The sequence below is a fragment of the Micromonospora sp. A3M-1-15 genome, assembly GCF_024213425.1.
GTDB lineage: Bacteria > Actinomycetota > Actinomycetes > Mycobacteriales > Micromonosporaceae > Micromonospora > Micromonospora chersina.
Genome location: NZ_JANAVK010000003.1, coordinates 59253 through 84798, shown reverse-complemented (window position 1 = coordinate 84798; position 25546 = coordinate 59253). Strand labels below are relative to the sequence as shown.

Genomic DNA, 25546 nt, shown 5'->3' with positions numbered 1-25546 from the left:
CGCCGCTCAGGAGGCGTGAGTCACCTCACTGTCCCAGATCTGCGACCAGGGGCGGCGCAGTCCGCGGCAGACGAAGATCGGGCCGCCGTTCTCGTCGTTGTCCACGTCGACCCGCTGGTCGACCCGGCCGGCCTCGGTGACCTCGGCGAACCAGGCACGCAGCTGGTCGGGGCGCTCCCAGCCCACGGCGATCACCACGTCGGCGTCGTCCGGCGGGCGACCGAATCGGGCCATGCTGTTGTGCCCCGAGTAGGCCCGGGGCAGGTCCCGGGCCGGGCCGTAGCGGGCCAGCGCGCCGGCCTCGCCGTAGTTGCCGGTGAGCACGACCGCCCGGGCGCGCTCCTCCGGTGGCAGGCCCCGGTGCACGGCGGCGACCGAGTCGGCGAACGCGGGCCAGCCGATGGTCTCGCCCGCGTCGTAGTTGACCTCGACCACGAAGCCGGGCAGCCGGTCGGCCGGCAGGGTGGGCAGCAGCAGGACCGCGCTGCTGGCCACCATCAACGCGGCGGCGGTGCCGAGCAGCGCCTGCCGGGCCCGGGCCGCGCCACGCCGGGCCCATTCGACGGTGACCACCGCGCCGGCCGCGGTGAGCACCAGCAGCAGCGGGGCGTCGTAGTAGCCCTTGCCGCCGGCGAGCAGGACGATCGCGAACACCACGAGCCAGGCCCAGCCGATCGCCCGGTACGCCGCCCAGGCGGGCCGGCGCAGCAGCGCGACGAGGCCGGCGATCCAGACCGGGGTGGCGAACGGGCTGATGATGATCAGTTGCAGCACGACCGCGTCCAGCCGGCCGCTGTAGGAGCTGTCGCCCCCGGCGATCGACGAGGCCACCGAGAGCTGGGGGAAGCCGTGCGCGGCCTGCCAGGCCACGTACGGCACCGTGAGCAGGGCGGCGACCCCGGCACCGGCCAGCACCCACCGGTCGCGCAGCAGCCGGCGTGGGCCGGCGATCAGCACCCCGGCCAGCAGGCCGGCGCCGAGCAGCGCGGGCAGCAGCTTGTTGAGCATGCCCACGCCGAGCGCCAGCCCGATGCCGAGCGCCCACCGGCTGTCGCCGGTGCGCAGCATCCGCACCGCGCACCAGGCGGCGGCGAGCCAGACCAGCATGTCGACGGTGGTGGTGCTGAGCAGGTGCCCGGCGGCGAGCACCACCCCGGCCGCGGCGGCGAGCACGGCGGCGGCCACCTGGGCGGCGCGTCCCGCGCCGAACTCCCGGGCGAGCGCCGCGACCAGCACCACCGACGCGCCGCCGATCAGCGCCGACGGGGTGCGCAGCAGCACCAGGTTCCCGGGCGCGACGGTGTCGGCCAGCCGGGCGAGGGAGGGGACGAGCGGGCCCTGGTCGACGTAGCCCCAGTCGAGGTGCCGGCCGCAGAGCAGGAAGTAGAGCTCGTCGCGGTGGTAGCCGTAGCGGCCCGCGAGCAGCAGCAGCACGGCGGTGACGGCCCCGCCGACCAGCCAGGGCGCGGCGGTGCGCGGCCCGGGTGGCGGGGTCGTCGGCGTGGTGGGCGCCCCGGCGTCGGGGCGGTCCAGGTCGGTGACGGGTTCGGCCACGTGCCCATGATGGTCCGGCCGGGCCACCTCGCGCTGCCCCGTGCGGCCGGACGCAAATCGGTACCCGGCCGGCGACCGCACCGCTAGCCTGCCCGGGATGCGCATCCGGGACTACACGCAGGCCGACTGGGCCCAGGTCTGGCCGATCGTCGAGGGCGTCATCGTCGCCCAGGAGACCTTCCCCTACGACCCGACGTGGCCGGCCGAGGTGGCCCGCGAGGTGTGGGTCGAACGGCCGCCGGGCCGCACCGTGGTCGCCGAGGAGGACGGCACGGTGCTCGGCACCGCCAAGATGGGCGCCAACCGGCCGGGTCCGGGCGCCCACGTGGCCACCGCCAGCTTCATGGTGGCCGCCGCGGCCCGCGGTCGCGGCGTCGGCCGGGCCCTCTGCGAGGACGCCCTGGACTGGGCCCGGCGGCAGGGCTTCGCCGCGATGCAGTTCAACGCCGTGGTGGAGACCAACACGGCGGCCGTGGAGCTGTACCGGCGGCTCGGCTTCACGGTGATCGGCACCGTGCCGGAGTCGTTCGCGCACCCCACGCTCGGGCGGGTGGGGCTGCACGTCATGCACCGTCCCCTGTGAGCGGCGCGGCTGCGCGAGGATGGGCCGATGAACCCTGAGCCGATCGAGCTGGCCGCCGCCCTGGCGCGCTTCGACCAGCTGTGGAGCCCGCGCATCGTCACCACCGTCAACGACTACGACGTCCGGATCGCCAAGGTGGCCGGCGAGCACGTCTGGCACGCCCACGACCACACCGACGAGTTCTTCCTGGTGCTCGACGGCGAGCTGCGGATCGCCCTGCGCGACGGCGCGGACGGCGTGGAACGCGAGGTGGTGCTGCCGCGCGGCGCGGTGTTCGTGGTGCCGCGCGGTGTGGAGCACCGGCCGTCCGCGCCGGACGGCGCGTCGATCCTCATGTTCGAGCCGTCCGGCACGTCCAGCGTCGGGGAGCGGCACGACGAGGTGCCCGGGCACGTGGACGCCACCACCGGGCACCGCCTCTGACCCGGGTCGCCTCAGCGCCCGGCCGGCGCCGGCTCCGCGGCGGCCGCCGGGGTCGGGACGGGCCAGCCCAGCCGGCGTACGCCGGGGACGGCGGCCGTCCCGACGCAGGCGAGCAGGACCAGCACCCCGGCCACCGCGAGCGGGGCCGACGCGCCCCAGGCCCGGGCGGCGAGCGGGGCGAGGGCGTACCCGAGCGGCATGGCGCCCAGCGACATCAACCAGTCGTACGAGGTGACCCGGGCGAGCACCTCGGGCGGGAACTGGCCCTGCACCACGGTCTCCCAGACCGGGTTGAGGAAGCCGAGGGCGACCAGCGCGAGGCAGTAGGCGGCGACGGTCACCGGGGCGGGCGCGGCGGCGGCGAGCAGCAGCAGCGGCGCCGCGTACGCCGCGAGGGCCAGGTTGCCCAGCAGCACCGGCCGGCGGGGGCGGGCCCGCGCCGCGAGCAGCGACCCGGCCAGCAGGCCGACCGCGCCGGCCTGCTGGAGCAGCACCCAGACACCCTCGCCGCCGAGCCGGTCGACGGCGATCACCGGGCCGAGGGTGAGCAGCACGGCGGCGGCGCCGTTCCAGACGCCGTGGGCGATCAGGCTGCTCCAGTACCAGTCACGGGCCCGGACCTCCCGCCAGCCCAGCACCAGGTCGGCGCGGAGCGAGCGGTGGGGGACCGGCACGTGCCGCACCTGGATGACGGCCAGCAGCGCGGCGCTGACCGCGAACGAGGCCGCGTCCAGCACGAACGCCCAGCCCGGCCCGACGGTCCAGATCAGCAGCCCGGCCAGGGCGGGGCCGGCCAGGCGGCTGGCGTTGGCGGTGGCGCCCATGAGGGCGTTGGCCCGCTGCCGGCCGTCGCCGTCGACGGTGCCGGCGATCAGCGGGGAGGCCGTGGGGATGGCGAACGCCGAGGCCGCGCCGCCGACGGCGGAGGCCACGGCGAGGTGGGTCAGCGCGGGGGCGCCGCCGAGCAGTTCGACGCCGACGGCCAGTTGGGCGGCGCAGCGCACCAGGTCGGTGCCGAGGGCGACGCGGCGGGCGGCGAACCGGTCGGCGACCACACCGCCGAGGGGGAGCAGCAGCAGCCGGGGCACCATGGCGCAGGCGAGCACCGTGGCGAGCGCGGCGGTCGAGCCGGTCGCCCGGAGCACGGCCAGGGCCAGGGCGGTGGGCACCACGGCGTCGCCGACGGCGGAGACGGTGCGGCCGAGGAACAGCAGTCGGAACGGCCGGAGCCGGAGAGGATGCGTCACCCCGGCAGGCTACTTCGACGTCGAATATTTAGACAACGAATATTTCGGCGTCGGCGTACCGTTGGCGGGGTGACCGACCGCGACCCCGTCGACCAGCACGTCGCACGCTGGCTGCCCGTGGTGCCCGACCTGGACCCCGACGTGGAGGGCGCCGTCGTCCGGATGTCGCTGCTCACCCGCCACCTGCGCGACGTGAAGGACCGGGCGCTGGGCGAGCTGGACCTCCAGGAGAAGGAGTACGGCACGCTGCACGCCCTCGCCGGCCGGGGCGGCCGGGCCGCGCCCTCGGAGATCGCCGGTGACCTGCGGATGGCGCCCGCCTCGATCACCGCCCGGGTCGACGCGCTGGTCCGGCGGGGCTTCGTCCGGCGGATTCCGTCCGAGGTGGACCGCCGCCGGATCGACGTGGCCCTCACCGACGCCGGGCGGGCCGCGTGGCAGCGCGCCATGAGTGTGGTCGGCGACGAGGAGCACCGCGTCCTCGGCGCGCTGACGCCGGACGAACGGCGGGTCCTGTCCGACCTGCTCCGCCGGGTCACCCTGGCGGCGCAGCCGCCGGCGGGCCGGATCTGACCGGCCGGAATGTCGGTGGCCGGGGCTAGGTTGGCCCTCGACCAGCCGACGCCCGTTCCAGGGAGGCCCACATGAGCACGCTCGTCGACCGACCGCACACCGCCCTGCTCGTCATCGACGTGCAGAACGGTGTGGTGCAGCACGCGCACGACCGGGACCGGGTGGTGGGCAACATTGCCGCCCTCGTCGACCGGGCCCGGGCGGCCGGGGTCGAGGTGGTCTGGGTGCAGCACCGCAGCGAGGAACTGCCCACCGGCAGCGAGCAGTGGCAGTACGTGCCCGAGCTGGTGCGCCGCGACGACGAGGCGCTGGTGCACAAGGCCTACGGCGACTCGTTCGAGGAGACCGACCTGGAGTCCGTCCTCGCCACGCGGGGCGTCGGCCGGCTCGTCGTGACCGGCGCGCAGACCGACGCGTGCATCCGCTCGACGCTGCACGGCGCGATCACCCGGGGCTACGACGCGACGCTGGTCGCCGACGCCCACACCACCGAGGACCTCTCCGCCTACGGCGCGCCCGCGCCCGAGCAGGTGATCGCCCACACCAACCTCTACTGGCGCTACCACTCCGCGCCCGGGCGCACCGCCGGCACGGTCGACACCGCCGACGTCGACTTCGCCGCCCCGGTCCCCGCCTGAGCCGAGCCTCCGGCCGCCCGCGGCGCGCCCACCGCTGACCGCCGGGCCCCCGCGCGGGTCGCCCACCCCGGTCGAAAACCCCTGGCCGCCCGGGGGTGGGCGCTGGCAGGCTGCCGGTCATGAGCTCTCAGGCCCTGGCGGGGGCGCTCGCCGACGAGCGCCGACGCGCCGTGTTCGCCGCGATCGTGCTCGGCGCCGGAGACGTCCCCGCCGTGGTCTCCCGGACGGGGTTGTCCGCCCGGGACGCCGCCACCGCGGTCCGCCGGCTCACCGACGTCGGCGTGCTGACCGACGACGGGACCGGGCTGCGGGTCGACGCTCAGCGGCTGCGCGACCTGGCCCGTGCCGGTGGTCCGGCCCCGGCGTCCCCGCCGGCGGACCCCCGCGAGACGATCCTGCGCACCTTCCTCCGCGACGGGGCGCTGACCCGGCTGCCCGCCCAGCGCGGCCGCCGCCGGGTGCTGCTGGAGCACATCACCGAGCGCTCCTTCACCCCCGGCGTGCGGTATCCGGAACGGGCCGTGGACGACGCGCTGCGCCGCTGGTGCGAGGGCGGCGAGGCCGACCACGTCACGCTGCGCCGCTACCTGATCGACGACCGGCTGCTCGCCCGCGACCACGGCGTCTACTGGCGACCCTGAGCCGGGGAAAAGCCGTTGACCGGCCGGTGAGGATCGGGCGGTGACCACCTGGAGCATCCACCGCACCGCCCCGGACGCCGCCGACGCCGGGGTGGTGCTGCACGAGTACATGGCCGAGATGGTCCGCCGCTGGCACGGCCGGCCCGAGCGGCCGGGCGAGGTGACCGCGGCCCTCGCCGAGTCACCGAGCGACGACCTCGCCGCGCCCACCGGGCTGCTGCTGCTGGCCCGCCGCGACGGGCGCCTCGCCGGCTGCGCCGGGCTGCGCTGGCGGCCCTGCTGGGCGGAGCTGACCCGGGTCTACGTCCGTCCGGCACACCGCGGCGCCGGCGGCGGGGCGGCCCTGCTCGCCGCCGCCGAGAGGTACGCGCGCGGCGCCGGGGCGGACCGGATCCGGCTGGACACCCGCACCGACCTGGTTGAGGCGCGCGCCCTGTACGCCCGCCACGGCTACCGGGAGATCCCCGCCTTCAACGCCGACCGCTACGCCCAGCACTGGTTCGAGAAGACGCTGCCGTCCCGAGTTGACGACGCCGCCGTGCCGCGCTAAAACAGGAATCGAGAACTTGAGTCAACCCGACTCAACTCGACACCTTCGGCCAGGAGAACCGAGGAGGCACGGCCATGTTGATGCGTACCGACCCCTTCCGCGAGATCGACCGGCTCGCCGAGCAGTTCTTCGGCACCACGGCTCGGCCGGCGGTCATGCACCTCGACGCCTACCGCGACGGCGACTACTTCTACGCCGCCTTCGACCTGCCCGGCGTCGACCCGGACAGCATCGACTGCACGGTGCAGCGCAACGTGCTGACCGTCCGCGCGGAGCGGCGCCGGGCGGCCGGAGACAACGTCGAGCTGGTCGCCGCCGAGCGGCCGATGGGCACCTTCACCCGTCAGCTCTTCCTCGGTGACACCCTCGACACCGACAAGCTGGAGGCCGGCTACGAGAACGGGGTGCTGACCCTGCGCATCCCGATCTCCGAGCGGGCCAAGCCGCGCCGGATCGCGGTCACCGCAACCGGCAACGGCCGGCGCGAGATCAGCGCCTGAGCCAGGTCACGGCGACGTGGCGGCGGGGGTGGCCGGGGTGCCGGCCACCCCCGCCGGCGTGTCCGGGGCGACCGGGTAGAGCCGCGCCAGGGCGTGCGCCGTGACGGTGAGGCGGTCCCGCAGCTCGGCCGGCTCCAGCACCTCCACCTCCGCGCCCAGCTTGAGCAGCTCGGTGTGGGCGTGCTTCACCGACTCGATCGGCACGGTGGTCTCCAGCCAACCGTCCGGGCCGGGCTCGCCGGCCGCCGCCCGGGCGGCCCGGCTCATCTCCGGCGGGAAGACGTACGGCATGAACTCCAGCGCGGCCACGGTCAGCCGGATCCGGGCCCGGCCGCGGTAGACGTCGCGCTCGTAGCGCTCGGTCCACTCCCGCCAGTAGTCGGCCAGGTCGAAGTCGGCGGACCGCTCGTAGCGCTCGTCGGAGACCACCACGTCGAGGACCGCACCGACCCGGTACGTGCGCAGCTGCCCGTCGCAGCGGGCCACGAGATACCACCGGCCGGCCTTGAGCACGACGCCCAGCGGGGCGACCACCCGGGTCACCTCGCGCGGTGCCCGCCAGCGGCGGTAGCGCATCTCGACCAGCCGGTCCTCCCACACGGCCCGGGCCAGCGCGGCCAGGTGCGGGGTGGCTTCGGGGTGCCGGAACCAGCCCGGCGCGTCCAGGTGGAACCGCTGCCGGGCCCGGCCACCCCGGTCGGCCAGCTCGTCGGGGAGTGCGGCGAGCAGCTTCAGCTCGGCGGCCGCCACCACCGGCCCGAGGCCCAGGTCGGCGGCCGGGCCGGGCATGCCGGCCAGGAACAGCGCCTCGGCCTCCGGCGCGGTCAACCCGGTCAGCCGGGTCCGGTAGCCCTCCAGCAGCCGGTAGCCGCCGGCCGGGCCGCGGTCGGCGTACACCGGGACGCCCGCGGCGCCGAGCGACTCGACGTCCCGGTAGACGGTCCGGACCGACACCTCCAGGGCGTCGGCGAGCTCCTGGGCGGTCATCCGGCCCCGGGTCTGCAGGAGCAGCAGCAGGGAGACCAGGCGGCTGGCACGCACGCCGTGACGGTAACCCGTGCCGGTAAACCGGTGGCGGCCCGGTCCTCCGGCTGGCAGGGTCGGTGGCGTTCAGCGTCGCCGACCGAGCAGGAGCCGACCGACACATGTGATCCGCGAGGACGCGGCCGGGCCCACCGCCCCGCCGCCACGGCCCCCGACCGCCGCCGCAAGGCCGGCCGCGGTCCCGCCCGTCGTCCCGCGGAGGATCGCCCGTGTTGAAAGCCGTCGCCGTCAGCAAGCACTACGACACCGAGCCGCTCTTCGCGGGTCTGGACCTGATCGTCAACGCCGGTGACCGGGTCGGCCTGGTCGGCCCGAACGGGGTGGGCAAGTCCACCCTGCTGCGGGTGCTCATCGGCGAGGAGCCGCCGTCGACGGGCCACGTCGACCGCGCGCCGGGCACCACCGTCGGTTACTTCGCCCAGCAGGTCCCCGATCCGGACGCCACGGTCGGCGAGTTCCTCGCGGCCGGGCTCGGGGAGCTGCACCCGCTCGCCGCCGAGCTGCGCGAGCTGGAGCGCCGGCTGGCCGGCGGCGACACCGCGGCGCTCGACGCGTACGGGGAGGCGCAGGACCGGTGGGCGGCGCTGGACGGGTGGCGGGCGCAGGCCCGGCTCACCGAGGTCCGGCAGCGCCTCGACGTCGACCACCTGGCCGACGACACCCCGCTGCACCGGGTCAGCGGCGGCGAGCAGGCCCGGCTCACCCTGGCGCGGGTGCTGCTCGACGCCCCGGACCTGCTGGTGCTGGACGAGCCGACGAACCACCTCGACGCCGAGGGCATCGCCTGGCTCGGGGAGTGGCTGGCCGCCTTCCCCGGCGGGGTGCTGGTGGTCAGCCACGACCGGGCGTTCCTGGACCGCACGGTGCAGCGCGTGGTGGAGCTGGACGGCATCCACGACGAGCCGCAGACCTACCCGGGCGGCTACACCGACTACCGCGCCGAGAAGGTCCGCCGCTGGCAGCGGCTGCTGCTGGACTACGAGGCCCAGCAGAAGGACCACCGCCGCTGGCTGGCCGACATCGCCCGCACCAAGGAGCAGGCCCGCGGGGTGGAGGAGTCGGTGCGCAGCGGCCTGGGCGCCGACCAGCAGCGCCGCTACGCCAAGAAGGTGGCGAAGAAGGCGAAGGCGCGGGAGCGACGGCTGCGCCGGCAGATGGACTCGATCCGCTGGCTGGCGCAGCCGCGTACCCGGCCGGGCCTGACGCTGGCGTTTCCCGAGGCCGCGCCGGCGGACGGCGAGGTGCTGCGGGCCCGCGACCTGACCCTGACCGCCGGCGGCCGCACGCTGCTGGACCGGGCCGACCTGGGTGTGCGCGGCGGCGACCGGATCCTGTTGACCGGCCCCAACGGGGCCGGCAAGACCACCCTGCTGCGGGCCCTCGCCGGCCGGCGCGACCCCGACGGCGGTCGGGTCGAGGCCGCCGCGGGCATCGCGCTGCTCCCGCAGACCCACGACGCGCTGCGCACCGACGTCACCGTCCTCGACCACTTCCGCGCCCACGTCCCGGTGTACGCCGACGACGCCGAACGGCTGCTCGACGGGCACCTGTTCGGGCCGGACCAGTGGGGCGCCCGGCTGCGGACCCTGTCGGCCGGCGAGCTGCGCCGGCTGCTGCTGGCCGTGCTGGTGAACAGCCCGGCCCGGGTGCTGCTGCTCGACGAGCCGACGAACTACCTGGACTTCGACTCCCTGGAGGTGGTCGAGGCGGCGCTGCGCGAGTTCCGCGGCACGGTGGTGATGGTCAGCCACGACACGTGGTTCGCCGAGGCGGTGGGTGTCGACCGGCGGTGGCGGCTCGGTGACGGCCGGTTGGTGGAGGAGGCGGGGTGAGATCTCCTCGGGCGCGCCTCGTCGCGAATCGCCCGGCCGGCTGAGAGCCTTTCTCACATGCTGCGTCCCGAGGTGCTGCCCCGCGGGTCGGCCGCCGCCGCCCTGCCCGGCGGGCCGACCGACTTCACCGAGGCGTGGCTGCGCAACCGCCGGCTGTCCGAGCACACCCGCGACGCGTACCGGCGGGACGTCACCGGCTGGCTGAGCTGGTGCGCCGCCCGGGACCTCGACCCGCTGCGGGCCAGCTTCCTCGACGTCAACGCCTACGGCCGGGAGCTGGAATCCACGCCGGGCGGGCGCGGCGGCCGGCCGCTCACCCCGGCCACCGTGGCCCGCCGCCTGTCCGCCCTGTCGAGCTGGTACGACTTCCTGGTCAAGCTGCGCGCGGTCGACGCCAACCCGGTCGCCGCGGCGGACCGCCCCCGGGTCGACCGGGACCATTCCGCCACGATGGGCCTCACCCCGGACGAGGTCGACGCGCTGCTCGCCGCCGCCGACGCGGACACGGGTGCGACCGCCGCCCGCAACCGGGCCGCCATCGCCCTCCTGGCCGACCTGGGGCTGCGGGTCGGCGAGCTGGTCTCACTGGACCTCGCCGACCTGGGCGCCGAGCGCGGGCACCGCAGCATCCGGTTCGTCGGCAAGGGCGGCAAGGTCCGCCGGCGGGCGCTCACCCCCGGCACCGCGTACGCCATCGACGCCTACCTGGCGGCGCGGGCCGCCGCCCAGGGGGTGGCGGTGCCGGAGCTGACCGGTCCGCTGCTGGTCACCGCGACCGGCGGGCGGCTGGACCGGCACGCGGTGTTCCGCCTGGTGCGCCGGCTCGCCCAGGCCGCCGGCATCCCCGCGTGGGCGAAGCTGTCTCCGCACTCGCTGCGGCACGCGTTCGCCACCACCGCCCGCGCCGAGGGGGTGCCGCTGGAGGACGTGCAGGACGCCATGGGGCACGCCGACCCGCGGACCACCCGCCGCTACGACCGGGACCGGCACAACCTGGACCGCGATCCGGCGTACGCCATCTGGGCCGCCCGGGCGCGCCGCCGCGGATAGCCGCCACCGTCGTACCACCGCCGTAGGGTGCCGGAATGCGACACGGGCTGGAGATCTGCTGCGGGGGCGCCTCGGTGACGGTGTCCGACCTGGTCGCGCTCGGCGAACTGGCCGAGCGGGCCGGCTGGGACGGCGTGTTCCTGGAGGACTACCTCATCCACCACGCCGGGGACGACCCGCCGACCTGGGACCCCTGGCTGGTGCTGGCGGCGGTGGCCGGCCGCACCGACCGGATCCGGCTGGGCACCACGGTGACCGCGCTGCCCCGGCGTCGCCCCGCCAAGCTGGCCCGCGAGGTGCTCACCCTCGACCACCTCTCCGGAGGCCGGGCCGGGGTCGCGGTGGGCGTCGGTGACCCGGCCGACCGGGGGCTCGCCGCGTTCGGCGAGCCGACCGACCTCAAGACCCGCGCCGCGATGCTCGACGAGGGTCTCGACCTGCTGGTCGGGCTGCTCTCCGGCGAGCGGGTCACGCACCGGGGCGCCCACTACCGGGCCGACGCGGTGGCGCTGCGGCCCGCGCCGGTGCAGTCGCCCCGGGTGCCGGTCTGGGTCGGCGGCAGCACGCAGGCCAGGGCGGTGCTGCGGCGGGCCGCCCGCGCGGACGGCATCGTGCCCTACAAGCTGACCGACACCGCCGGCTGGTCCGACTTCACCCCGGAGGAGGTGCACGACCTGGTCGCCGCGTTGCCGGCCACCCGCGCGGACGGGCAGCCGTTCGACGTGGCGGTCGGCGGCCGGCGGCGACGCCCCGACGAGCGGGTCGAGCGGGCCTACCTGGCGGACCTGGCGGCGGCCGGCGCGACCTGGTGGCTGGAGTACGTCCCGGCGGGCGACCCGGCCGGGATGCGGGCCGCGGTCGCCCGAGGGCCGCTGCGCTGACCGTTCAGCGCCCGCGCGGCGGCCGTGGGCGGGCGTCGTAGTCCTGGCGGGCCTGCTCGACCCGGTCGAGGTGGCCGGCGGACCACTGCGCCAGGTGGGCGAAGAGCGGCGCCAGGCTGCCGCCCAGCTCGGTGATCTCGTATTCCACCCGGGGCGGGACCTCGGCGTGGTAGGTGCGCCGCACGAGGCCGTCGCGTTCGAGTTGCCGCAGCCGCTGGGTGAGCACCTTCGGGGTGATGGTGACGAGCCGCCGTTCCAGCTCGACGAAGCGCTGCCGGCCGTATTCGTGCAGGGCCCAGAGGATCGGCGTGGTCCAGCGGCTGAACACGAGGTCGACCACCGGGGCGATGGGGCAGGCCTGCTCCGGGTCACCGGCCACGCCGGAGCGCCAGGTGGTGCTGCTCACAAAGCCTCCCGATGCCGTTACTTTCCTCTAGGTACCTACTATACGGAGGCGATTAACGTGCTCGGTGTCCACAACGCACACCGAGAGGGGCACGTCATGATCGTAGTTACCGGCGCGACGGGAAACGTGGGACGACCGCTGGTGCGGGCGCTGGCCGGGGCGGGTGAACCGGTGACGGCCGTGTCCCGGGGCGTCTCGGCGGCCGACCTGCCACCGGGCGTACGGGCGGTCCGCGCCGACCTGGCCGACCCGACCGGGCTGAAGGCGGCGGTCGACGGGGCCGAGGCGCTGTTCCTGCTGTTCACCGGCGAGCAGTTGGCCGGCGGCGCGGACCCGGGCGCCATCCTCGACACCGCGCGGCAGGCCGGCGTACGCCGGGTGGTCCTACTCTCCTCGCAGGGCGTGGCGACCAGGCGCCATCCGCCGGGGCAGGAGGAGGCGGTCCGCGCGTCCGGGCTGGAGTGGACGATGCTGCGGCCGGGCGGCTTCCACTCCAACGCCCTCGCCTGGGCGCCCGGGGTACGCGCCGGGCGGGTCGTGCACGCGCCGTTCGGCGACGTGGCGCTGCCGACCGTGGACCCGGCCGACATCGCCGAGGTGGCGGCGCTCGCGCTGCGCGACGGCCGCCACGCCGGCGGCACGTACGAGCTGACCGGGCCGGCGGCGGTCTCGCCACGGCAGCAGGCGGCGGCGCTCGCGGCGGCGCTCGGCGAGCCGGTCCGGTTCGTCGAGCAGACCCCGCAGCAGGCGCGGGAGCAGATGCTGGCGTTCATGCCGGAGCCGGTGGTGGCGGCGACCCTGAGCATCCTGGGTACGCCGTCGCCGGCCGAGCAGCGGGTCAGCCCGGACGTCGCGCGGCTGCTCGGCCGGGCGCCGCGCGGCTTCGCCGACTGGGCGGCGCGGCACGTCGCCGACTTCCGCTGACCGGTTCCGCCGGCCCGCCGGGCAACCCCGGCGGGCCGGCGGCGGTGCTCAGCCCTGCGGCCGGGGGCAGAGGCAGAACGGCTGGCCGATCGGGTCGATCAGCACGGTCCACCGCTCGCCGCCCGGCTGGAACTCCGGCCGCGTCGCGCCGGCCGCCACGAGCTCCTTCTCGGCGACGGTCACGTCGTCGACGTAGAGGTCGAGGTGGTAGCGCTTGCCGGCGGTCTCGTCCGGCCAGGCCGGCGGCGCGTATCCGGGCACCAGGCCGAAGCCGACCGACGTCCCGTCCTTGCTGATCATGGCGTATTCGGCCTGGCTGTGGGTGACCTCCCAGCCGAGGGCGCGCGAGTAGAACGCGGCGTGGGCGACCGGGTCGGAGCTGTCGAGGTTGACCATCGCGAGGTCGGCGTGCACTGTCATGCCGGCAGTCTGCCGAAGGTACCTGCCATCTTCTGTCAGGATCAGTCGGCGGATCTCAGCGGCACAAGTTCCTGCGGGCCGGGCCGCCGGTCTCTACCGTCGGTGGTGATGGGCAGGGAACGGGCGGGGAGCCGGCCGGCCCGGCGCCGCCGCCGGCCGGTACGCGCCGGCGCGCTGGTCGCCGTCCTCGGGCTGGGCACCTGCCTGGTCGGCGTGGCCGGGCTCGGCGTCTGGAACGTGCAGGTGGTGCTCCAGGCCAACGGCCCGGTCCGCGACACCGCCGACGCGTTCTTCCGCCAGGTGGCCGCCGGGGAGACCGACCAGGCGTACGACAAGCTGTGCCGGGAGGCGCGCGGGAAGTGGAGCCAGGTCGGCTTCGGCAGCTGGGTGCGCACCCCGCCGCAGGTCAGCGGCTACGAGATCGTCGACGTGTCGGTGCAGACCCGGGGCGGCCGGCCACGCGGCACGGTGACGGTGCGGCTCACCCGCGACGGCGGCGGCAGCGAGGAGCGGGAACTGCCGATCGTGCAGGAGGACGGGAAGTGGCGGGTCTGCGGGGACCCCTTCTGACCGCGGGCAGTTCGGATCAGGCGCGCGGGCCGAGGTCGCCGGAGCGGTAGTGGCGCCGGCACAGCACCTGGTAGCGCACGTCGGCGGTGTCCACGGTGTCGCCGATGACGACCTGCTCGCCCTCGCGCACCACCCGACCCTCGACGACCCGGGCGTTGAGCCGCCCCTCCCTGCCGCACCAGCAGAGCACCTCGACCTGGATGCGGGCCACCTCGTCGGCGAGTTCGAACAGCCGCTGTGCGGCCGGGAACAGGCAGGAACGGAAGTCGGTGGCCAGGCCGAAGGCGTACACGTCGACGTCGAAGTTGTCGACCAGGTCGGCCATCTGCTCGACGTGCGCCAGGTTGTAGAAGGACGCCTCGTCGCAGATCAGGTAGTCGACGCGGACCCCCTCGGCCCAGGCGTCGCGCACCAGGTCGCGCAGGTCCAGCTCGTCGGTCACCTCGACGGCGGAGTGGGCCAGCCCGATGCGGGTGGTGACCTGCGGGCCGAGCGAGCGGTCGATGCGGGTGGTCACGAGGCCGCGCCGGCCCTGCCGGGCGTGGTTGTAGTTCATCTGGAGGGCCATCGTGGACTTGCCGCAGTCCATCGGCCCCCAGAAGAACTTCAGCGCGGCGGCGTGCAGCGGCCGGCCGTCGACGGCGCGGGCGGCGGCACAGCCGCCGGCACGGTCGTCGCCGGGGCCCGGCAGGGGACGGGCCAGGCAGATCGGGGCGGCGTCGTCGGTCACGTCGGGGCAGCCTAGTTCATCGACGCGGAAGGATCTTGCCCGCGCGGCGGCCCGCGCGGGCCGCCTCACAGCATCCGGGGCGGGGTGTTGCCGGCGGCGACGATGGCCCGGCGGATCGGCACCGCCGCCAGCAGCGCGAACCCGACCACGAAGAAGATCAGCAGGGAGACCAGGCCCACCCGGTACGAGGAGGTGAGCTGGAACACCAGGCCGAAGGCGAGCGGCCCGAGCCAGCTGGTGCCCTTGTCGCTGATCTCGTAGAAGCCGTAGTACTCGCCCTCCTTGCCGGCGGGGATGAGCTGGCTGAACAGCGACCGGCTCAGCGCCTGGCTGCCGCCGAGCACCAGGCCGATGCACCCGCCGAGCACCATGAACGGCAGCGGCGCCTCGGCGGGCAGCCGGAACGCGGCGATGATCACGCCCGTCCAGAGCACCAGGGACAGCAGCACGGTCTTCCAGGCGCCGATGCGCCGGGCCAGGGCGCCGAGGGCGAGCGCGCCGCCGAAGGCGAGGAACTGCACCAGCAGGATCGTCACGATCAGGGTGCTCTGCTCCAGCCGCAGCTCCTCGGTGCCGTACTGGCTGGCCAGGGTGATGACGGTCTGGATGCCGTCGTTGAAGACCAGGAACGCGAGCAGGAAGAACAGCGTCAGCGGGTACGCCTTGATCTCCCGCAGGGTGTGGCCGAGCTGCCGGAACCCGTCGGTGAGCACGTTGCCGCCGCCGTGCAGCGCCGCGGCGGTGGGGTGCTCGCGCAGCCAGCGCAGCGGCGGCAGGGTGAACGCCGCCCACCAGACGCCGGCCGAGACGATCGACCAGCGGGCCAGGTCGAGGGTGCGCTGCGGGTTGCCCTCCTCGCTGAGCATGGTGACCGCGACCAGGTTCAGCGCGAGCAGCAGCCCGCCGCCGAGGTAGCCGATGGCCCAGCCGCGGCTGGAGATGGCGTCCCGGTCGTCGGGGCCGCCGAGCTGCGGCAGGAACGAGTTGTAGACGACCACGGCGGCGCCGAAGGAGATGTTGGCGACCAGGAACAGCGCCCCGCCGAGCAGGTAGCGGTCGCCGGTGACGAACGCGAACGCGATGGTCGCGCCGGCGCCGGTGAACGCCGCCGCGGCGAGCAGCCGCTTCTTGTGCGCCGACCGGTCGGCGATCGCCCCGACGACCGGCAGCACGAACACGGTGAGGAACACCGACAGCGAGATCAGGTACGGGTAGAAGGAGCCGGCCGCGACCCGGATGCCCAGCGGGTGCACGGCCCCGTCGCAGCTGTCGGCGCCCAGCTCGCAGCCGGCGGCCAGCTCGGTGACGGTGGTGAGGAACGGGCCGAGGAAGACCGTGATCACGGTGGTCTGGAAGGCGGAGTTCGCCCAGTCGTAGAAGTACCAGCCAGTGCGTTCACGGCGGGTGCTGCCCGGGCGGGCGGGCTCGGCGACGGCGGGGGCGACCGTATCGGCCATCGGGGTCCTCGGAGGTTCAGGCGGCCCAGTGGCCGCGGCTGCGGTAGACGTCGCGCAGCACGCCGACGTGATCGGTCATGATGCCATCCACACCAAGATCAAGTAAGTCGTGCATTTCGGCGGGATCGTCGATCGTCCAGACGTGCACCTGCAACCCGAGCCGGTGGCAGTAGTCGAGGAACCGGCGGTCGACCACGGGCACGCGCCCGTACCGGACGGGAACCTGGGCGGCGACCACGGACGGGGGCAGCCGCAGCGGCCGCCCGTGCAGGGAGGCCATCCGCAGCCGGGCCACCCCGCGCATGCCGAGGCTGGTGGCGACCTTCGCCCCGGCCAGGGCGCGCAGCCGGGCCAGCCGGGCGTCGCTGAACGAGGCGAGCAGCACCCGGTCGCCGGCGCCGGTCCGGGTGACCGTGTCGACGGTCGGCACGACGCCCCCGTCGGCCTTGACGTCGACGTTGAACCGGATCTCCGGCCAGGCGCCGAGGACCTCGTCGAGGCGGGGCACCACGGCGGCGCCGCCGACACGTACCGAGGCCAGGTCGGCCCAGCGCAGGTCGGCGATGCGGCCGCGCTCGCCGGTGACCCGGCGCAGGGTGGCGTCGTGGAAGATCACCGGCACGCCGTCGGCGGTGGCGTGCACGTCGGTCTCCACGTACCGGTAGCCCAGGGCGACGGCGCGCGCGAACGCGGTGGCGGTGTTCTCGTCGCCCTCGGCCGCGCCGCCGCGGTGGGCGAACGCGAGGGGCGCGGGGGCGTCGAGGTAGCCGTGTCGGGGCTGCACGCCGGAAGTATGCCGGGCCTGCGTGACGTCCGGGTGGCCGGCCGGCGTCGCCGCAGCCAACTTCCCTATCGTTCCCTGTTGCCGCTACGATAGGGCGTGATGGGTAATGACATGTACTCGGTGGAGCAGGTGGCGGAGCTGCTCGGGCTGCACGTGCGCACCGTGCGCGGCTACATCCGCGCGGGCCGGCTGCGCGCCGTGCGGATCGGCAAGCAGTACCGGATCGCCCGCGCCGACCTCGACGCGCTGACCGGCCGGCCCGCGCCGGCCGCCGGCACGCCGGCGGCGGAGGTGTCGAGCATCGTGCAGGTCGACGGCGTCGACCGGGCGGCGGCCGACCGCATCGCCACGCTCGTGCTGGCCGGCGTCAACACCCACCACGACCCCGCGCGCCCTCTGCGCGTGCAGACCGTCCACGACGAGGAACGCCACCGCATGAAGATCGTGATCCTGGGCGACGCCGCCGCCACCGCCGACCTGCTGCACCTGGTCGACGCCGTGCTGGCCGGCGACAACGGCCTGCTCACCGGGAAGGAGACCGGCGATGCCTGACGTGCTGGAGGAACGCGCCGGGGTGCCGGTGCTGGTCTGCGACCCGGCCGGCCCGCCGGTGGCCACCACCGAGGCGGCCCTCGACCTGATCGGCGCGGCCTTCGGCGGCGCCGAGGTGGTCGCGGTGCCCGCCGGCCGGCTCGACCCGAGCTTCTTCTCCCTGGGCACCCGCTTCGCCGGCGAGGTCATGCAGAAGTTCGTCAACTACCGGCTGCGGCTGGTCGTCGTCGGCGACATCTCCGCGCACCTGGCCGAGAGCGGCGCGCTGCGCGCGCTGGTGGCCGAGTCCAACCGGCACGACCACATCTGGTTCGTGCCCGACCTGGCCGCGCTGGACGCCCGGCTCGCCGCCACCGGCTGAGCCTCAGCGCACCCAGCCGGAGGTCAACGCGGTCACGCCGAGCCCGTCGGGGTCGGCCAGCTTGACGCCGACGAACTGCCGGGCGGCGGGGGAGGTCTGCACCCGGGGCGCGGGCTCCGGGTCGACGAGCGTCGCCACCACGGCCGCGGCGGCGTCCGCCGGCGACTGCGCGGCGGCGAACGCGGCGGCGCTGCGCTCCAGGTACGCGCGCAGCGCCGGCCCGTACACGCCGGCGGCGGCGATCGCGGCCTCCGGGTCGAGGCCGACGTTGGCGACGAACTCGCTGGCCACCGCGCCCGGCTCGACCACGGTGACGCTGACCCCGACGGTGGCGGCGACCGGGGCGAGGCTCTCCATGAACCCCTCGACGGCGAACTTCGCCGCGCAGTACGCCTCGTTGAACGGCTGCCCGACCACCCCGCCGACGCTGGTCACGGTGATCAGCCGGCCCCGGGTGGCGCGCAGGTGCGGCAGCGCGGCCCGGGTGACGTGCAGGACGCCGAAGAAGTTGACCTCCATGACGGCCCGGACGTCCTCGACGGTCTCCTGTTCGAGGGTGCCGACGTGCCCGGCGCCGGCGTTGTTGACCACCGCGTCGAGCCGGCCGTGGCGGGCGACGACGTCGGCCACGCAGGCGGCCACCTCGGCCTGGTCGACGACGTCGAGCCGGCGTACGTCCAGCAGGTCGCCGACCCCGGTGGCGTCGGCGGCGGCGCGCAGCCGGTCGGCGCGGGCGGGGTCGCGCAGGGTGGCCACGGTGCGCCAGCCGGCGCGGGCCGCGCCCACGGCGGTTTCCAGGCCGATGCCGGTGGACGTGCCGGTGATCAGGACCGTTGGTGCGCTCATCCCCGCCTCCGCCGTCGGCTGCCCGCGTTCCGCTCGCAGGGTCGCACCGGGCGGCGGGTCGGCGCAGCGGAACGCCCGACGCGGGCGCGTCAGCCCGGCTGCCGGCTCGGGCCCACCCCGGCGTCGCGGGTCTGCGGCGGCGGGTACGGCTGCTCGGCCAGCAGCCGCGCCAGGTGCGCGCTGTTGAGTGCCAGCGCCGCGGTGGTGCGGCCCGTGGTGTCCGGTTTGGGGCGGGCGTCGATGTAGTCGGTCTTGTGCAGCGCCTCACCGACCCAGTAGGTGGCTCCCGCGGCGGGGCAGGTGAAGCCGACCTCGTTGAGCGCCTGCTGCACCTGGCCGATGGTGTGGTGCGCGCCGTCCTCGTTGCCGACCACGGCGACGCCGGCCACCTTGCCGTACGTGCGGAGCCGACCCTCGGCGTCGGTCTCGGACAGCTCGGCGTCCAGGCGTTCCAGGACCATCTTGCAGACCGCCGACGGCTGGCCCAGCCAGATCGGGGTGGCGATCACCAGGATCTGCGCGGCGAGGAGCTTCGCGCGGATGGCGGGCCACCCGTCCCCGTCGCCTTCGTCGGTGGAGACCCCGAAGCGCACGGAGTGGTCGACGACCCGGATCATCTCCCCGGACACCCCCTGGGTGCCCAGCGCGTCGAGCACCTCCTGACCGAGCACCTCCGAACTGGACGGGGCGGGGGACGGCTTCAGGGTGCAGTTGAGCACCAGGGCCCGGATGGACGCCACGGTCGTTTCCTCTCGGCCGGCCGGCGGTGACGGCTGTCGGATACCCGGGCCGGTGGCCGGCGATGCCTCAGCGCGCGGGCCGGCGGCGGTGCGACCGGGCGGTCTCGGTGGGGCGGCCGGGGTCGACGTGGCGGGGCCGGTCGGGCTCGTCGGGGCGCAGCGGCGCCAGGTCGTCGGTGATCGCGTCGATGATCCGGTCGGTGGCCCGCCGGGCCGCGCCGGGAGTGCCGGGGTGCAGGTCGCGCAGCAGCACCGGGGTGCCGAACCGCACCCGGATGACGGGCCGGCGCCACACCGCCCGGGCCAGGGCGCGCAGCATGCCCTTGGGCGCCCGGTAGGGCAGCACCTCGTGGGAGCCCCACTGGGCGACCGGGAGGACGGGGGCGGCGCTGGCGAACGCGAGCCGGGCGGTGCCGGTCTTGCCCCGCTCGGGCCACATGCCGGGGTCCAGCCCGATGCGCCCCTCGGGGTAGACCAGCACCACCGAGCCGCCGGCCACCGCGCCGGCGGCCATCTCCAGGGAGTGGCGCACCGAGCTGGTGCCGCGGTCGACGCGGATGTGGCCGGCACGGCGCATCAACGGGCCGATCACCGGGGCGCGGAACAGCCCGCCGGTGGCCATGATCCGCGGGTGGATGCCGCGGACCTGGCAGGCGGCGGCCAGCACCACGGGGTCGAAGGGGCTGATGTGGTTGGCGGCCAGGACCAGCGGCCCGCGGCGCAGGTCCTCCGGCACGTCGCCGCTGACCTCGAGCCGGCCGAGCAGGGCGACGAGGCCGCGGGCGGCCAGTTGCGCGGCGCGCCAGAGCAGCGGCGCACGCCAGTGGGTGGTCGGGGTGTCCATCAGTGCTGGATGGTCGCACGCGCGCGGGTGAGCCCGGGACCCGATCCCGGGCCGACCGGCAGAGGTGATCAGGGTCATTGGTCCCGGGCCGCTTCGGGCCGTGCGGCCCTGCCCATTCTTCTACGACGCCGAGTAGTATTTACTACGTCTCGTAGTATGCACAGCTGGGGGTTTTCAGGTGGACGCGTTGGACGTCGCCCGCTGGCAGTTCGGTGTCACCACCGTCTACCACTTTCTCTTCGTGCCCTTGACCATCGGCCTGTCCGTGCTGGTGGCCATCCTCCAGACGATGTGGCACCGCACCGGCAAGGAGCGGTACCTCAAGCTCACCAAGTTCTACGGCAAGCTCTTCCTCATCAACTTCGCGATGGGCGTGGTCACCGGCATCGTGCAGGAGTTCCAGTTCGGCATGAACTGGAGCGACTACTCGCGCTTCGTCGGCGACATCTTCGGCGCGCCGCTCGCCATCGAGGCCCTGGTCGCGTTCTTCCTGGAGTCGACCTTCATCGGCCTGTGGATCTTCGGCTGGGACCAGCTGCCCAAGCGCCTGCACCTGGCCGCCATCTGGGCCGCGGCGATCGGCACGAACCTGTCCGCCTACTTCATCCTCGCCGCGAACTCGTTCATGCAGAACCCGGTCGGCTTCCGGATCAACCCGGAGACCGGCCGCGCCGAGCTGACCGACTTCGTCGCCGTGCTCACCAACAAGGTCGCCCTGATCACCTTCCCGCACACCCTCTCCGGCGCGTTCCTGGTCGCCGGGTCGCTGATCGTCGCGGTGGGGCTGTGGCACGTCATCCGCAACCGCGGCAGCGCCGACACCGACGCCTACCGCTTCGCCACGAAGTTCGGCTCCTGGGTGGTCCTGGTCTCCTCGGCGCTGGTGCTGTTCACCGGCGACATCCAGGGCAAGATCATGACCGAGGTGCAGCCGATGAAGATGGCCGCCGCCGAGGGCCTCTACACCACCGAGAGCCCCGCCTCGTTCTCCGTGCTCACCGTCGGCAGCCTCGACGGCAGCCGCGAGGTCTTCGCGCTCAAGATCCCGTACCTGCTGTCGTTCCTCGGCACCGGCGACCCGAACGGCACCGTGCAGGGCATCAACGACCTCCAGGCCCAGTACGCCAGCCAGTACGGCGCCGGCAGCTACACCCCGATCATCCCGGTGACCTACTGGAGCTTCCGCTTCATGATCGGCCTCGGGCTGGCCGCCGCGGCGATCGCCCTGATCGTGCTCTGGACCCAGCGCAAGGGCCGCACCCCGTCGAGCCGCTGGCTGCTGCGCGCCGGCCTGGTCATGCCGGCCCTGCCGCTGCTGGCCAACTCCTTCGGCTGGATCTTCACCGAGATGGGCCGCCAGCCGTGGATCGTCTTCGGCGAGATGCTCACCCGCGACGGCGTCTCCCGCAGCGTCTCGCTGACCGAGGTGCTCACGTCGTTCACCGCCTTCACCCTGATCTACGCCACCCTCGCGGTGATCGAGTTCAAGCTGCTGGTCCGCTACGCCAAGGCCGGCGTGCCCGACCTGGCTCCGGCCCCCGAACCCGCCGACACCGACGACGCCGACCGCCCGCTGGCGTTCGCCTACTGACCCCGGAGCCCACCGTGGAACTGACGACCGTCTGGTTTCTCCTCGTCGCCGTGCTCTTCACCGGCTACTTCATCCTCGAAGGCTTCGACTTCGGCGTCGGCATGCTGCTGCCCGTGCTGGGCCGCGACGACCGGGAACGCCGCGTCCTCATCAACACCATCGGCCCGGTCTGGGACGGCAACGAGGTCTGGCTCATCACCGCCGGCGGCGCCATGTTCGCCGCCTTCCCCGAGTGGTACGCCACCCTCTTCTCCGGCTTCTACCTGCCGCTGCTGCTGATCCTGCTCGCCCTGATCGCCCGCGGGGTGGCCTTCGAGTACCGGCACAAGCGCCCCGAGGCGACCTGGAAGCGCCGCTGGGACCAGGCCATCTTCTGGGGTTCGGCCCTGCCGGCGGTGCTGTGGGGCGTCGCCTTCGCCAACATCCTCCGGGGCGTGCCGCTGTCGGCCGACCACGAGTACGCCGGCGGCCTGGTCGACCTGCTCAACCCGTACGCCCTGCTCGGCGGGGTGACCACCCTGGGCCTGTTCCTGACCCACGGCGCGGTGTTCATCGCCCTGAAGACCAGCGGCGACATCCGGGGGCGGGCCGGCGCGCTGGCCGTCAAGCTCGGTGTCGGCACCGCCGTGGTGGCGGTGGCCTTCCTGGCCTGGACGCTGACCATCCGCTCCAGCGCGGCCGCCGTCGTGCTCGCCGTCGCTGCGGCCCTCGCCCTGCTCGGTGGTCTCGCCGCCGCCCGGGTACGCCGGGAGGGCTGGGCGTTCGCCGGCACCGCCGTGGCCATCGCCCTGGCCGTGGCGACCCTGTTCGCCGCGCTGTTCCCCAACGTGCTGCCGTCGACCCTCGACGCCGCCGGCACGCTGACCGCGACCAACGCCGCCTCCACCCCCTACACCCTGAAGATCATGACCTGGGTGGCGGTGGTGTTCACCCCGATCGTGCTGGCCTACCAGGGTTGGACCTACTGGGTGTTCCGCAAGCGGATCGGGGTACAGAACATCCCGCAACACTGACGAGCCTGCGGGCGCGGGTGACGCGGGGCCGGTGCGAGGGGGTCGCACCGGCCCCGCGGGGCGTTCAGACCAGGTCGATCCGTTCCCACTCGACCGGGTAGCCGGCCCGGGCGAAGGTGGCCGCCATCGGGGCGTTGCCCTGGTCGGTGGCGGCCACGATCTCCTCGGCGCCGGCCTCGACCAGCAGGTGGGTGCCCTCGACGAGCAGGTCGTAGGCGTAGCCGTGGCCGCGCTGTCCGGACAGCACGCCGACGAACCCCACGACGTGGGCGGTGGGGTTGCGGGCCGGCACGACCAGGCCGACCGGCTCGCCGCCGGGGGTGAACGCCATCCGCCACCAGTCCCGCGGGCTGGGCATCCAGCGCAGCAGGTCCAGGTCCTCCTGCGCCGCCGCGAGCGGGCCGTGGGCGGCGGCCGCGGCCCGGAAGTGGGCGTCCAGGCTGCCCTCGCCGATGCGGCACAGCGCGTCCAGGATCACCGCGTCGTCGGGCTCGGGCCGGAACTCCAGCCGTCCCGGCCGGGCCGGCAGGCCGCACCCGGGCGTCCAGCGGTAGCGGTACCGCTCCACCAGCACCCGCATGCCGGCCGCCGTGGCGGCGTCGATGCGGGCCTGCGCCTGGGCGCGCACCGCGGGATCGTCCCGTCACCGGTGGGGGAGCAGGATCGAGTACTCGGCGCGCAACGGCGCCCGGCGCAGCAACTCGACCGCCGCCTGCGCGTCGGTGAAGTCGAACCAGTCCAGCGCCAGCGGCGCCGGGTCGTCCGGCCCGGCCCACCAGGCGGCCCGCGCCACCACCACCTGGTCGCGCAGGGCCACCCAGGTCCACTCGGGGCGGAAGCGGCCGCCGGCGTAGGTCTCGCCGAGCACGGCGCGCCCGACCAGCCCGGGGTCGGGCAGGGAGTCGAAGAGATGTTCCTCGCCCGCGACGAGCGGGCGAACGACCAGATCGGTCATGAAGGTCCTTCCAGGAAGCGGTGCGCTCCCCGGTTCAGGACCCCGGCGTCCTCGCGGCCGGGTGGGAGCGCATGACAGTCGTACGTGCCATGGCACTCACCTCCCTCCGGTCCCGTCGAGGACGCCGCGGAACCGTACCAGACACCGCGCGCCCCGGCCGAGGCGTTTTCCGGCCGGGGCACGCGGCACGACTCAGCGGGCCTCGCGCAGCTCCGCCAGCCGGGCCTCGATCTCGGCCAGCTCGGCGCGCAGCTTCTCCGCCTGCTGTTCCGCCTCGGCCCGCTCCGCGGCCAGGATCTGCTCCACCGCCTCCTGCACCCCGGGCACGTCGACCAGAGCCACCATCCGCAGCGCCTCGGCCGGCTTCACCACGTACGGCTTGGCGAGAGCCTTGGCGCCCTGCTGCGCCGCCACCGTCCACTCGCCGTCGGCGTAGGCCAGCGTCACCGTCAACCCGGCCGGGCCCTTCGGCTTCACCGCCTTCACCGCCCGCCGCGCCGGCTTCGGCTCCGCCTGCTGCTCCACCCTCGGCTCCTCCCGCCGCGGCGCCGGCACCGCCGGCGTGTCCAACACGAACTCCGGCTCCGCCGGCGCGGCCTCGACCGGGGGCTCCGGCTTCGGCTCCGCCGGCCGCCGCCCGGCCCCCTTCGGGGCGATCGCCACGTCGGTGGGGGAGAAGGGCAGCTCGTCGCGGCCGAAGCGGACCACCACGAACTCCTCGGACACCTCCGGATCGGTCAGCTCCACCACCTGCCCGAGCTGGCCCGCCATCTGCCCGGCCGCCGCCGTGAACACCACCTTGGGCTTGCGGCCGGCCGCCAACGCCTCCCGGATGCCCTGTACCTCGTCAGTGGACAAACCCTGGCCCGCCATCACAGCCCTCTTCCGTACACGTGTCTGATGCCTGCCTTGATACCAGCCGGCACCGACACGCGAAAGATCAACCCCCGGTGACCCAGACGGCCGCCACCTCGTCGGCCACCGCGGCCGCCTGCGCGAACCCGGCCCGCGCCGACGCGGCCCGCCGCGCCGGATCCAGCACGTTGCGCCCGATGGCCGCCCGCGCCGCCCGGTCCGGCGACACCACCGCCACCCGCGCGCCCGCCGACCGCAACTCCGCCACCTGCGCCGACAGCCGCGGCATCGGCCCGAACCCGGCGCTCGTCGGCGCCAGCACCACCACCCGCTGCGCGCCCCGCGCCAGGTCCGCGTTCACCGCCGAGCGCACCCCACCGTCGACGTACCGCCGGCCGCCGATGGTGACCGGCGGCCACACCCCCGGCACCGCGCAGCTCGCCCCCACCGCGTCCACCAGCGCCACCGGCGAGCCGGCGTCGAAGACCACGAACTCACCCGAGGCCGCGTCGACCGCCGTCACCAGCAGCCGCCGCGCCGGCCACCCGTCCACCGGCAACCGCGCCGCGATGACCGCCCGCCGCGACTGCTCCGACGGGGTCCGCGCCGCCAGGGCCATCGCCCCGACCCGGGCCCGCGCCCGCACCGCGTCCCGCCCCCGGGTGCCCGCCCACGCCCAGCGTGCCAGCACCCCCACCCCCAGCCGGGCCGCCACCTCGGTGCCCGCGGGGCGCAACTGCGCCGCGTACAGCTCCTCGACCGGCGTGCCCGAGCACACCTGCGCGCCCACCACCGAACCCGCCGAGGTGCCCACCACCAGCTCCGCCCCGCACAGGTCCACCCCCCGCGCGGCCAGCCCGGCCAGCAGCCCCAACTCCCAGGCCACCCCGGTCACCCCACCGCCACCCAGCACCAGCGCCCGCGTCATGTGTGACCGTCCTCTCCGTCCGGGTCCCGCGCCGATCACGGTAACGTCAGCGCC

31 protein-coding genes are annotated in these 25546 nt (G+C 75.0%); 16 read left to right on the top strand and 15 right to left on the bottom strand.

Annotated features, from left to right (window positions below):
- Positions 1-6 precede the first annotated feature (6 nt).
- Positions 7-1554: a glycosyltransferase family 39 protein gene (locus tag NLX85_RS15640; protein ID WP_254335702.1), complete on the bottom strand. Its 1548-nt coding sequence runs from the start codon at positions 1552-1554 to the stop codon at positions 7-9.
- 97 nt (positions 1555-1651) lie between these two features.
- Between NLX85_RS15640 and NLX85_RS15635 the strand changes: the two genes are divergently transcribed.
- Entirely contained in the window at positions 1652-2137 is a 486-nt protein-coding gene (locus NLX85_RS15635) for a GNAT family N-acetyltransferase (RefSeq protein ID WP_254335701.1), read from the top strand.
- 27 nt (positions 2138-2164) lie between these two features.
- Positions 2165-2560, top strand: coding sequence for a cupin domain-containing protein (locus NLX85_RS15630; RefSeq protein ID WP_254335700.1), 396 nt, complete (start codon positions 2165-2167; stop codon positions 2558-2560).
- Positions 2561-2571: 11 nt separating this feature from the next.
- On the opposite strand, the gene NLX85_RS15625 is transcribed toward NLX85_RS15630, so the two are convergent.
- Complete coding sequence (locus tag NLX85_RS15625) at positions 2572-3807, bottom strand: MFS transporter (RefSeq protein WP_254335699.1); 1236 nt, start codon at positions 3805-3807, stop codon at positions 2572-2574.
- 69 nt (positions 3808-3876) lie between these two features.
- Here NLX85_RS15625 and NLX85_RS15620 point away from each other — a divergent pair, with 69 nt between their 5' ends.
- The 5 genes from NLX85_RS15620 (at position 3877) to NLX85_RS15600 (ending at position 6709) form a co-directional block, all read left to right on the top strand.
- Positions 3877-4380 (top strand): MarR family winged helix-turn-helix transcriptional regulator, encoded by a 504-nt coding sequence (locus tag NLX85_RS15620; protein WP_254335698.1) that lies wholly within the window; start codon positions 3877-3879, stop codon positions 4378-4380.
- Between the two features lie 71 nt (positions 4381-4451).
- Positions 4452-5018, top strand: a complete 567-nt coding sequence (locus NLX85_RS15615; RefSeq protein WP_254335697.1) for an isochorismatase family protein — start codon at positions 4452-4454, stop codon at positions 5016-5018.
- A gap of 119 nt (positions 5019-5137) precedes the next feature.
- Positions 5138-5659: a DUF2087 domain-containing protein gene (locus tag NLX85_RS15610; protein ID WP_254335695.1), complete on the top strand. Its 522-nt coding sequence runs from the start codon at positions 5138-5140 to the stop codon at positions 5657-5659.
- Between the two features lie 40 nt (positions 5660-5699).
- Complete coding sequence (locus NLX85_RS15605) at positions 5700-6209, top strand: GNAT family N-acetyltransferase (RefSeq protein WP_254335693.1); 510 nt, start codon at positions 5700-5702, stop codon at positions 6207-6209.
- Positions 6210-6283: 74 nt separating this feature from the next.
- On the top strand, positions 6284-6709 hold the full coding sequence (locus NLX85_RS15600) for an Hsp20/alpha crystallin family protein (protein ID WP_254335692.1): 426 nt from the start codon (positions 6284-6286) through the stop codon (positions 6707-6709).
- Between the two features lie 6 nt (positions 6710-6715).
- Here NLX85_RS15600 and NLX85_RS15595 read toward each other — a convergent pair whose 3' ends face one another.
- Positions 6716-7750: a YafY family protein gene (locus NLX85_RS15595; RefSeq protein ID WP_254335689.1), complete on the bottom strand. Its 1035-nt coding sequence runs from the start codon at positions 7748-7750 to the stop codon at positions 6716-6718.
- 212 nt (positions 7751-7962) lie between these two features.
- Here NLX85_RS15595 and abc-f point away from each other — a divergent pair, with 212 nt between their 5' ends.
- From abc-f to NLX85_RS15580, 3 genes are read left to right on the top strand one after another with little or no spacing between them, the layout of a single operon-like run.
- On the top strand, positions 7963-9585 hold the full coding sequence (gene abc-f / locus NLX85_RS15590; protein WP_254335687.1) for a ribosomal protection-like ABC-F family protein: 1623 nt from the start codon (positions 7963-7965) through the stop codon (positions 9583-9585).
- A 57-nt stretch (positions 9586-9642) separates the two neighbouring features.
- A complete protein-coding gene (locus NLX85_RS15585; protein ID WP_254335685.1) occupies positions 9643-10635 on the top strand; it encodes a tyrosine-type recombinase/integrase in 993 nt (330 codons plus the stop codon).
- A 35-nt stretch (positions 10636-10670) separates the two neighbouring features.
- The gene (locus NLX85_RS15580; protein ID WP_254335683.1) at positions 10671-11516 is read left to right on the top strand and encodes an LLM class flavin-dependent oxidoreductase; all 846 of its coding nucleotides are present in this window, start codon (positions 10671-10673) and stop codon (positions 11514-11516) included.
- A 4-nt stretch (positions 11517-11520) separates the two neighbouring features.
- Here NLX85_RS15580 and NLX85_RS15575 read toward each other — a convergent pair whose 3' ends face one another.
- Entirely contained in the window at positions 11521-11922 is a 402-nt protein-coding gene (locus NLX85_RS15575; protein ID WP_254335682.1) for a helix-turn-helix domain-containing protein, read from the bottom strand.
- 96 nt (positions 11923-12018) lie between these two features.
- Here NLX85_RS15575 and NLX85_RS15570 point away from each other — a divergent pair, with 96 nt between their 5' ends.
- Positions 12019-12846 carry an SDR family oxidoreductase gene (locus NLX85_RS15570; RefSeq protein ID WP_254335681.1) on the top strand — a complete coding sequence of 276 codons (828 nt, stop codon included), beginning with the start codon at positions 12019-12021 and terminating at the stop codon, positions 12844-12846.
- Between the two features lie 48 nt (positions 12847-12894).
- Here the strand turns inward: NLX85_RS15570 and NLX85_RS15565 are convergent, their stop codons facing one another.
- On the bottom strand, positions 12895-13266 hold the full coding sequence (locus tag NLX85_RS15565; protein WP_254335680.1) for a VOC family protein: 372 nt from the start codon (positions 13264-13266) through the stop codon (positions 12895-12897).
- A 108-nt stretch (positions 13267-13374) separates the two neighbouring features.
- Between NLX85_RS15565 and NLX85_RS15560 the strand changes: the two genes are divergently transcribed.
- On the top strand, positions 13375-13836 hold the full coding sequence (locus NLX85_RS15560; RefSeq protein ID WP_254335678.1) for a hypothetical protein: 462 nt from the start codon (positions 13375-13377) through the stop codon (positions 13834-13836).
- A 16-nt stretch (positions 13837-13852) separates the two neighbouring features.
- Here the strand turns inward: NLX85_RS15560 and NLX85_RS15555 are convergent, their stop codons facing one another.
- From NLX85_RS15555 to NLX85_RS15545, 3 genes are all read right to left on the bottom strand, one after another.
- Positions 13853-14566 carry a thymidine kinase gene (locus NLX85_RS15555; RefSeq protein WP_374628094.1) on the bottom strand — a complete coding sequence of 238 codons (714 nt, stop codon included), beginning with the start codon at positions 14564-14566 and terminating at the stop codon, positions 13853-13855.
- Between the two features lie 65 nt (positions 14567-14631).
- Complete coding sequence (locus tag NLX85_RS15550) at positions 14632-16023, bottom strand: MFS transporter (protein WP_254335676.1); 1392 nt, start codon at positions 16021-16023, stop codon at positions 14632-14634.
- A gap of 16 nt (positions 16024-16039) precedes the next feature.
- Entirely contained in the window at positions 16040-16807 is a 768-nt protein-coding gene (locus tag NLX85_RS15545) for a glycerophosphodiester phosphodiesterase family protein (protein ID WP_254335674.1), read from the bottom strand.
- Positions 16808-16906: 99 nt separating this feature from the next.
- Between NLX85_RS15545 and NLX85_RS15540 the strand changes: the two genes are divergently transcribed.
- Positions 16907-17359 carry a helix-turn-helix domain-containing protein gene (locus NLX85_RS15540; protein ID WP_254335673.1) on the top strand — a complete coding sequence of 151 codons (453 nt, stop codon included), beginning with the start codon at positions 16907-16909 and terminating at the stop codon, positions 17357-17359.
- The gene (locus NLX85_RS15535) at positions 17352-17720 is read left to right on the top strand and encodes a DUF4180 domain-containing protein (RefSeq protein WP_254335672.1); all 369 of its coding nucleotides are present in this window, start codon (positions 17352-17354) and stop codon (positions 17718-17720) included. Before NLX85_RS15540 ends, NLX85_RS15535 begins: the two co-directional genes overlap by 8 nt.
- Before the next feature lie 3 nt (positions 17721-17723).
- Here the strand turns inward: NLX85_RS15535 and NLX85_RS15530 are convergent, their stop codons facing one another.
- From NLX85_RS15530 to NLX85_RS15520, 3 genes are all read right to left on the bottom strand, one after another.
- Positions 17724-18566, bottom strand: coding sequence for an SDR family NAD(P)-dependent oxidoreductase (locus NLX85_RS15530; protein ID WP_254335671.1), 843 nt, complete (start codon positions 18564-18566; stop codon positions 17724-17726).
- Between the two features lie 89 nt (positions 18567-18655).
- On the bottom strand, positions 18656-19306 hold the full coding sequence (locus NLX85_RS15525; protein ID WP_254335670.1) for an NAD(P)H-dependent oxidoreductase: 651 nt from the start codon (positions 19304-19306) through the stop codon (positions 18656-18658).
- A 67-nt stretch (positions 19307-19373) separates the two neighbouring features.
- Positions 19374-20150: a 1-acyl-sn-glycerol-3-phosphate acyltransferase gene (locus NLX85_RS15520; RefSeq protein WP_254335669.1), complete on the bottom strand. Its 777-nt coding sequence runs from the start codon at positions 20148-20150 to the stop codon at positions 19374-19376.
- A 178-nt stretch (positions 20151-20328) separates the two neighbouring features.
- Between NLX85_RS15520 and NLX85_RS15515 the strand changes: the two genes are divergently transcribed.
- Positions 20329-21741, top strand: coding sequence for a cytochrome ubiquinol oxidase subunit I (locus NLX85_RS15515; protein WP_254335667.1), 1413 nt, complete (start codon positions 20329-20331; stop codon positions 21739-21741).
- A 14-nt stretch (positions 21742-21755) separates the two neighbouring features.
- Positions 21756-22754: a cytochrome d ubiquinol oxidase subunit II gene (cydB, locus tag NLX85_RS15510; RefSeq protein WP_254335665.1), complete on the top strand. Its 999-nt coding sequence runs from the start codon at positions 21756-21758 to the stop codon at positions 22752-22754.
- 64 nt (positions 22755-22818) lie between these two features.
- On the opposite strand, the gene NLX85_RS33420 is transcribed toward cydB, so the two are convergent.
- The 4 genes from NLX85_RS33420 to NLX85_RS15490 form a co-directional block, all read right to left on the bottom strand.
- Positions 22819-23382, bottom strand: a complete 564-nt coding sequence (locus NLX85_RS33420; RefSeq protein ID WP_308210738.1) for a GNAT family N-acetyltransferase — start codon at positions 23380-23382, stop codon at positions 22819-22821.
- A gap of 15 nt (positions 23383-23397) precedes the next feature.
- The gene (locus tag NLX85_RS15500; RefSeq protein WP_254335664.1) at positions 23398-23709 is read right to left on the bottom strand and encodes a hypothetical protein; all 312 of its coding nucleotides are present in this window, start codon (positions 23707-23709) and stop codon (positions 23398-23400) included.
- Between the two features lie 192 nt (positions 23710-23901).
- Positions 23902-24582, bottom strand: coding sequence for a hypothetical protein (locus NLX85_RS15495; protein ID WP_254335663.1), 681 nt, complete (start codon positions 24580-24582; stop codon positions 23902-23904).
- Positions 24583-24649: 67 nt separating this feature from the next.
- Entirely contained in the window at positions 24650-25492 is an 843-nt protein-coding gene (locus NLX85_RS15490) for a patatin-like phospholipase family protein (protein WP_254335662.1), read from the bottom strand.
- Positions 25493-25546: the final 54 nt, after the last annotated feature.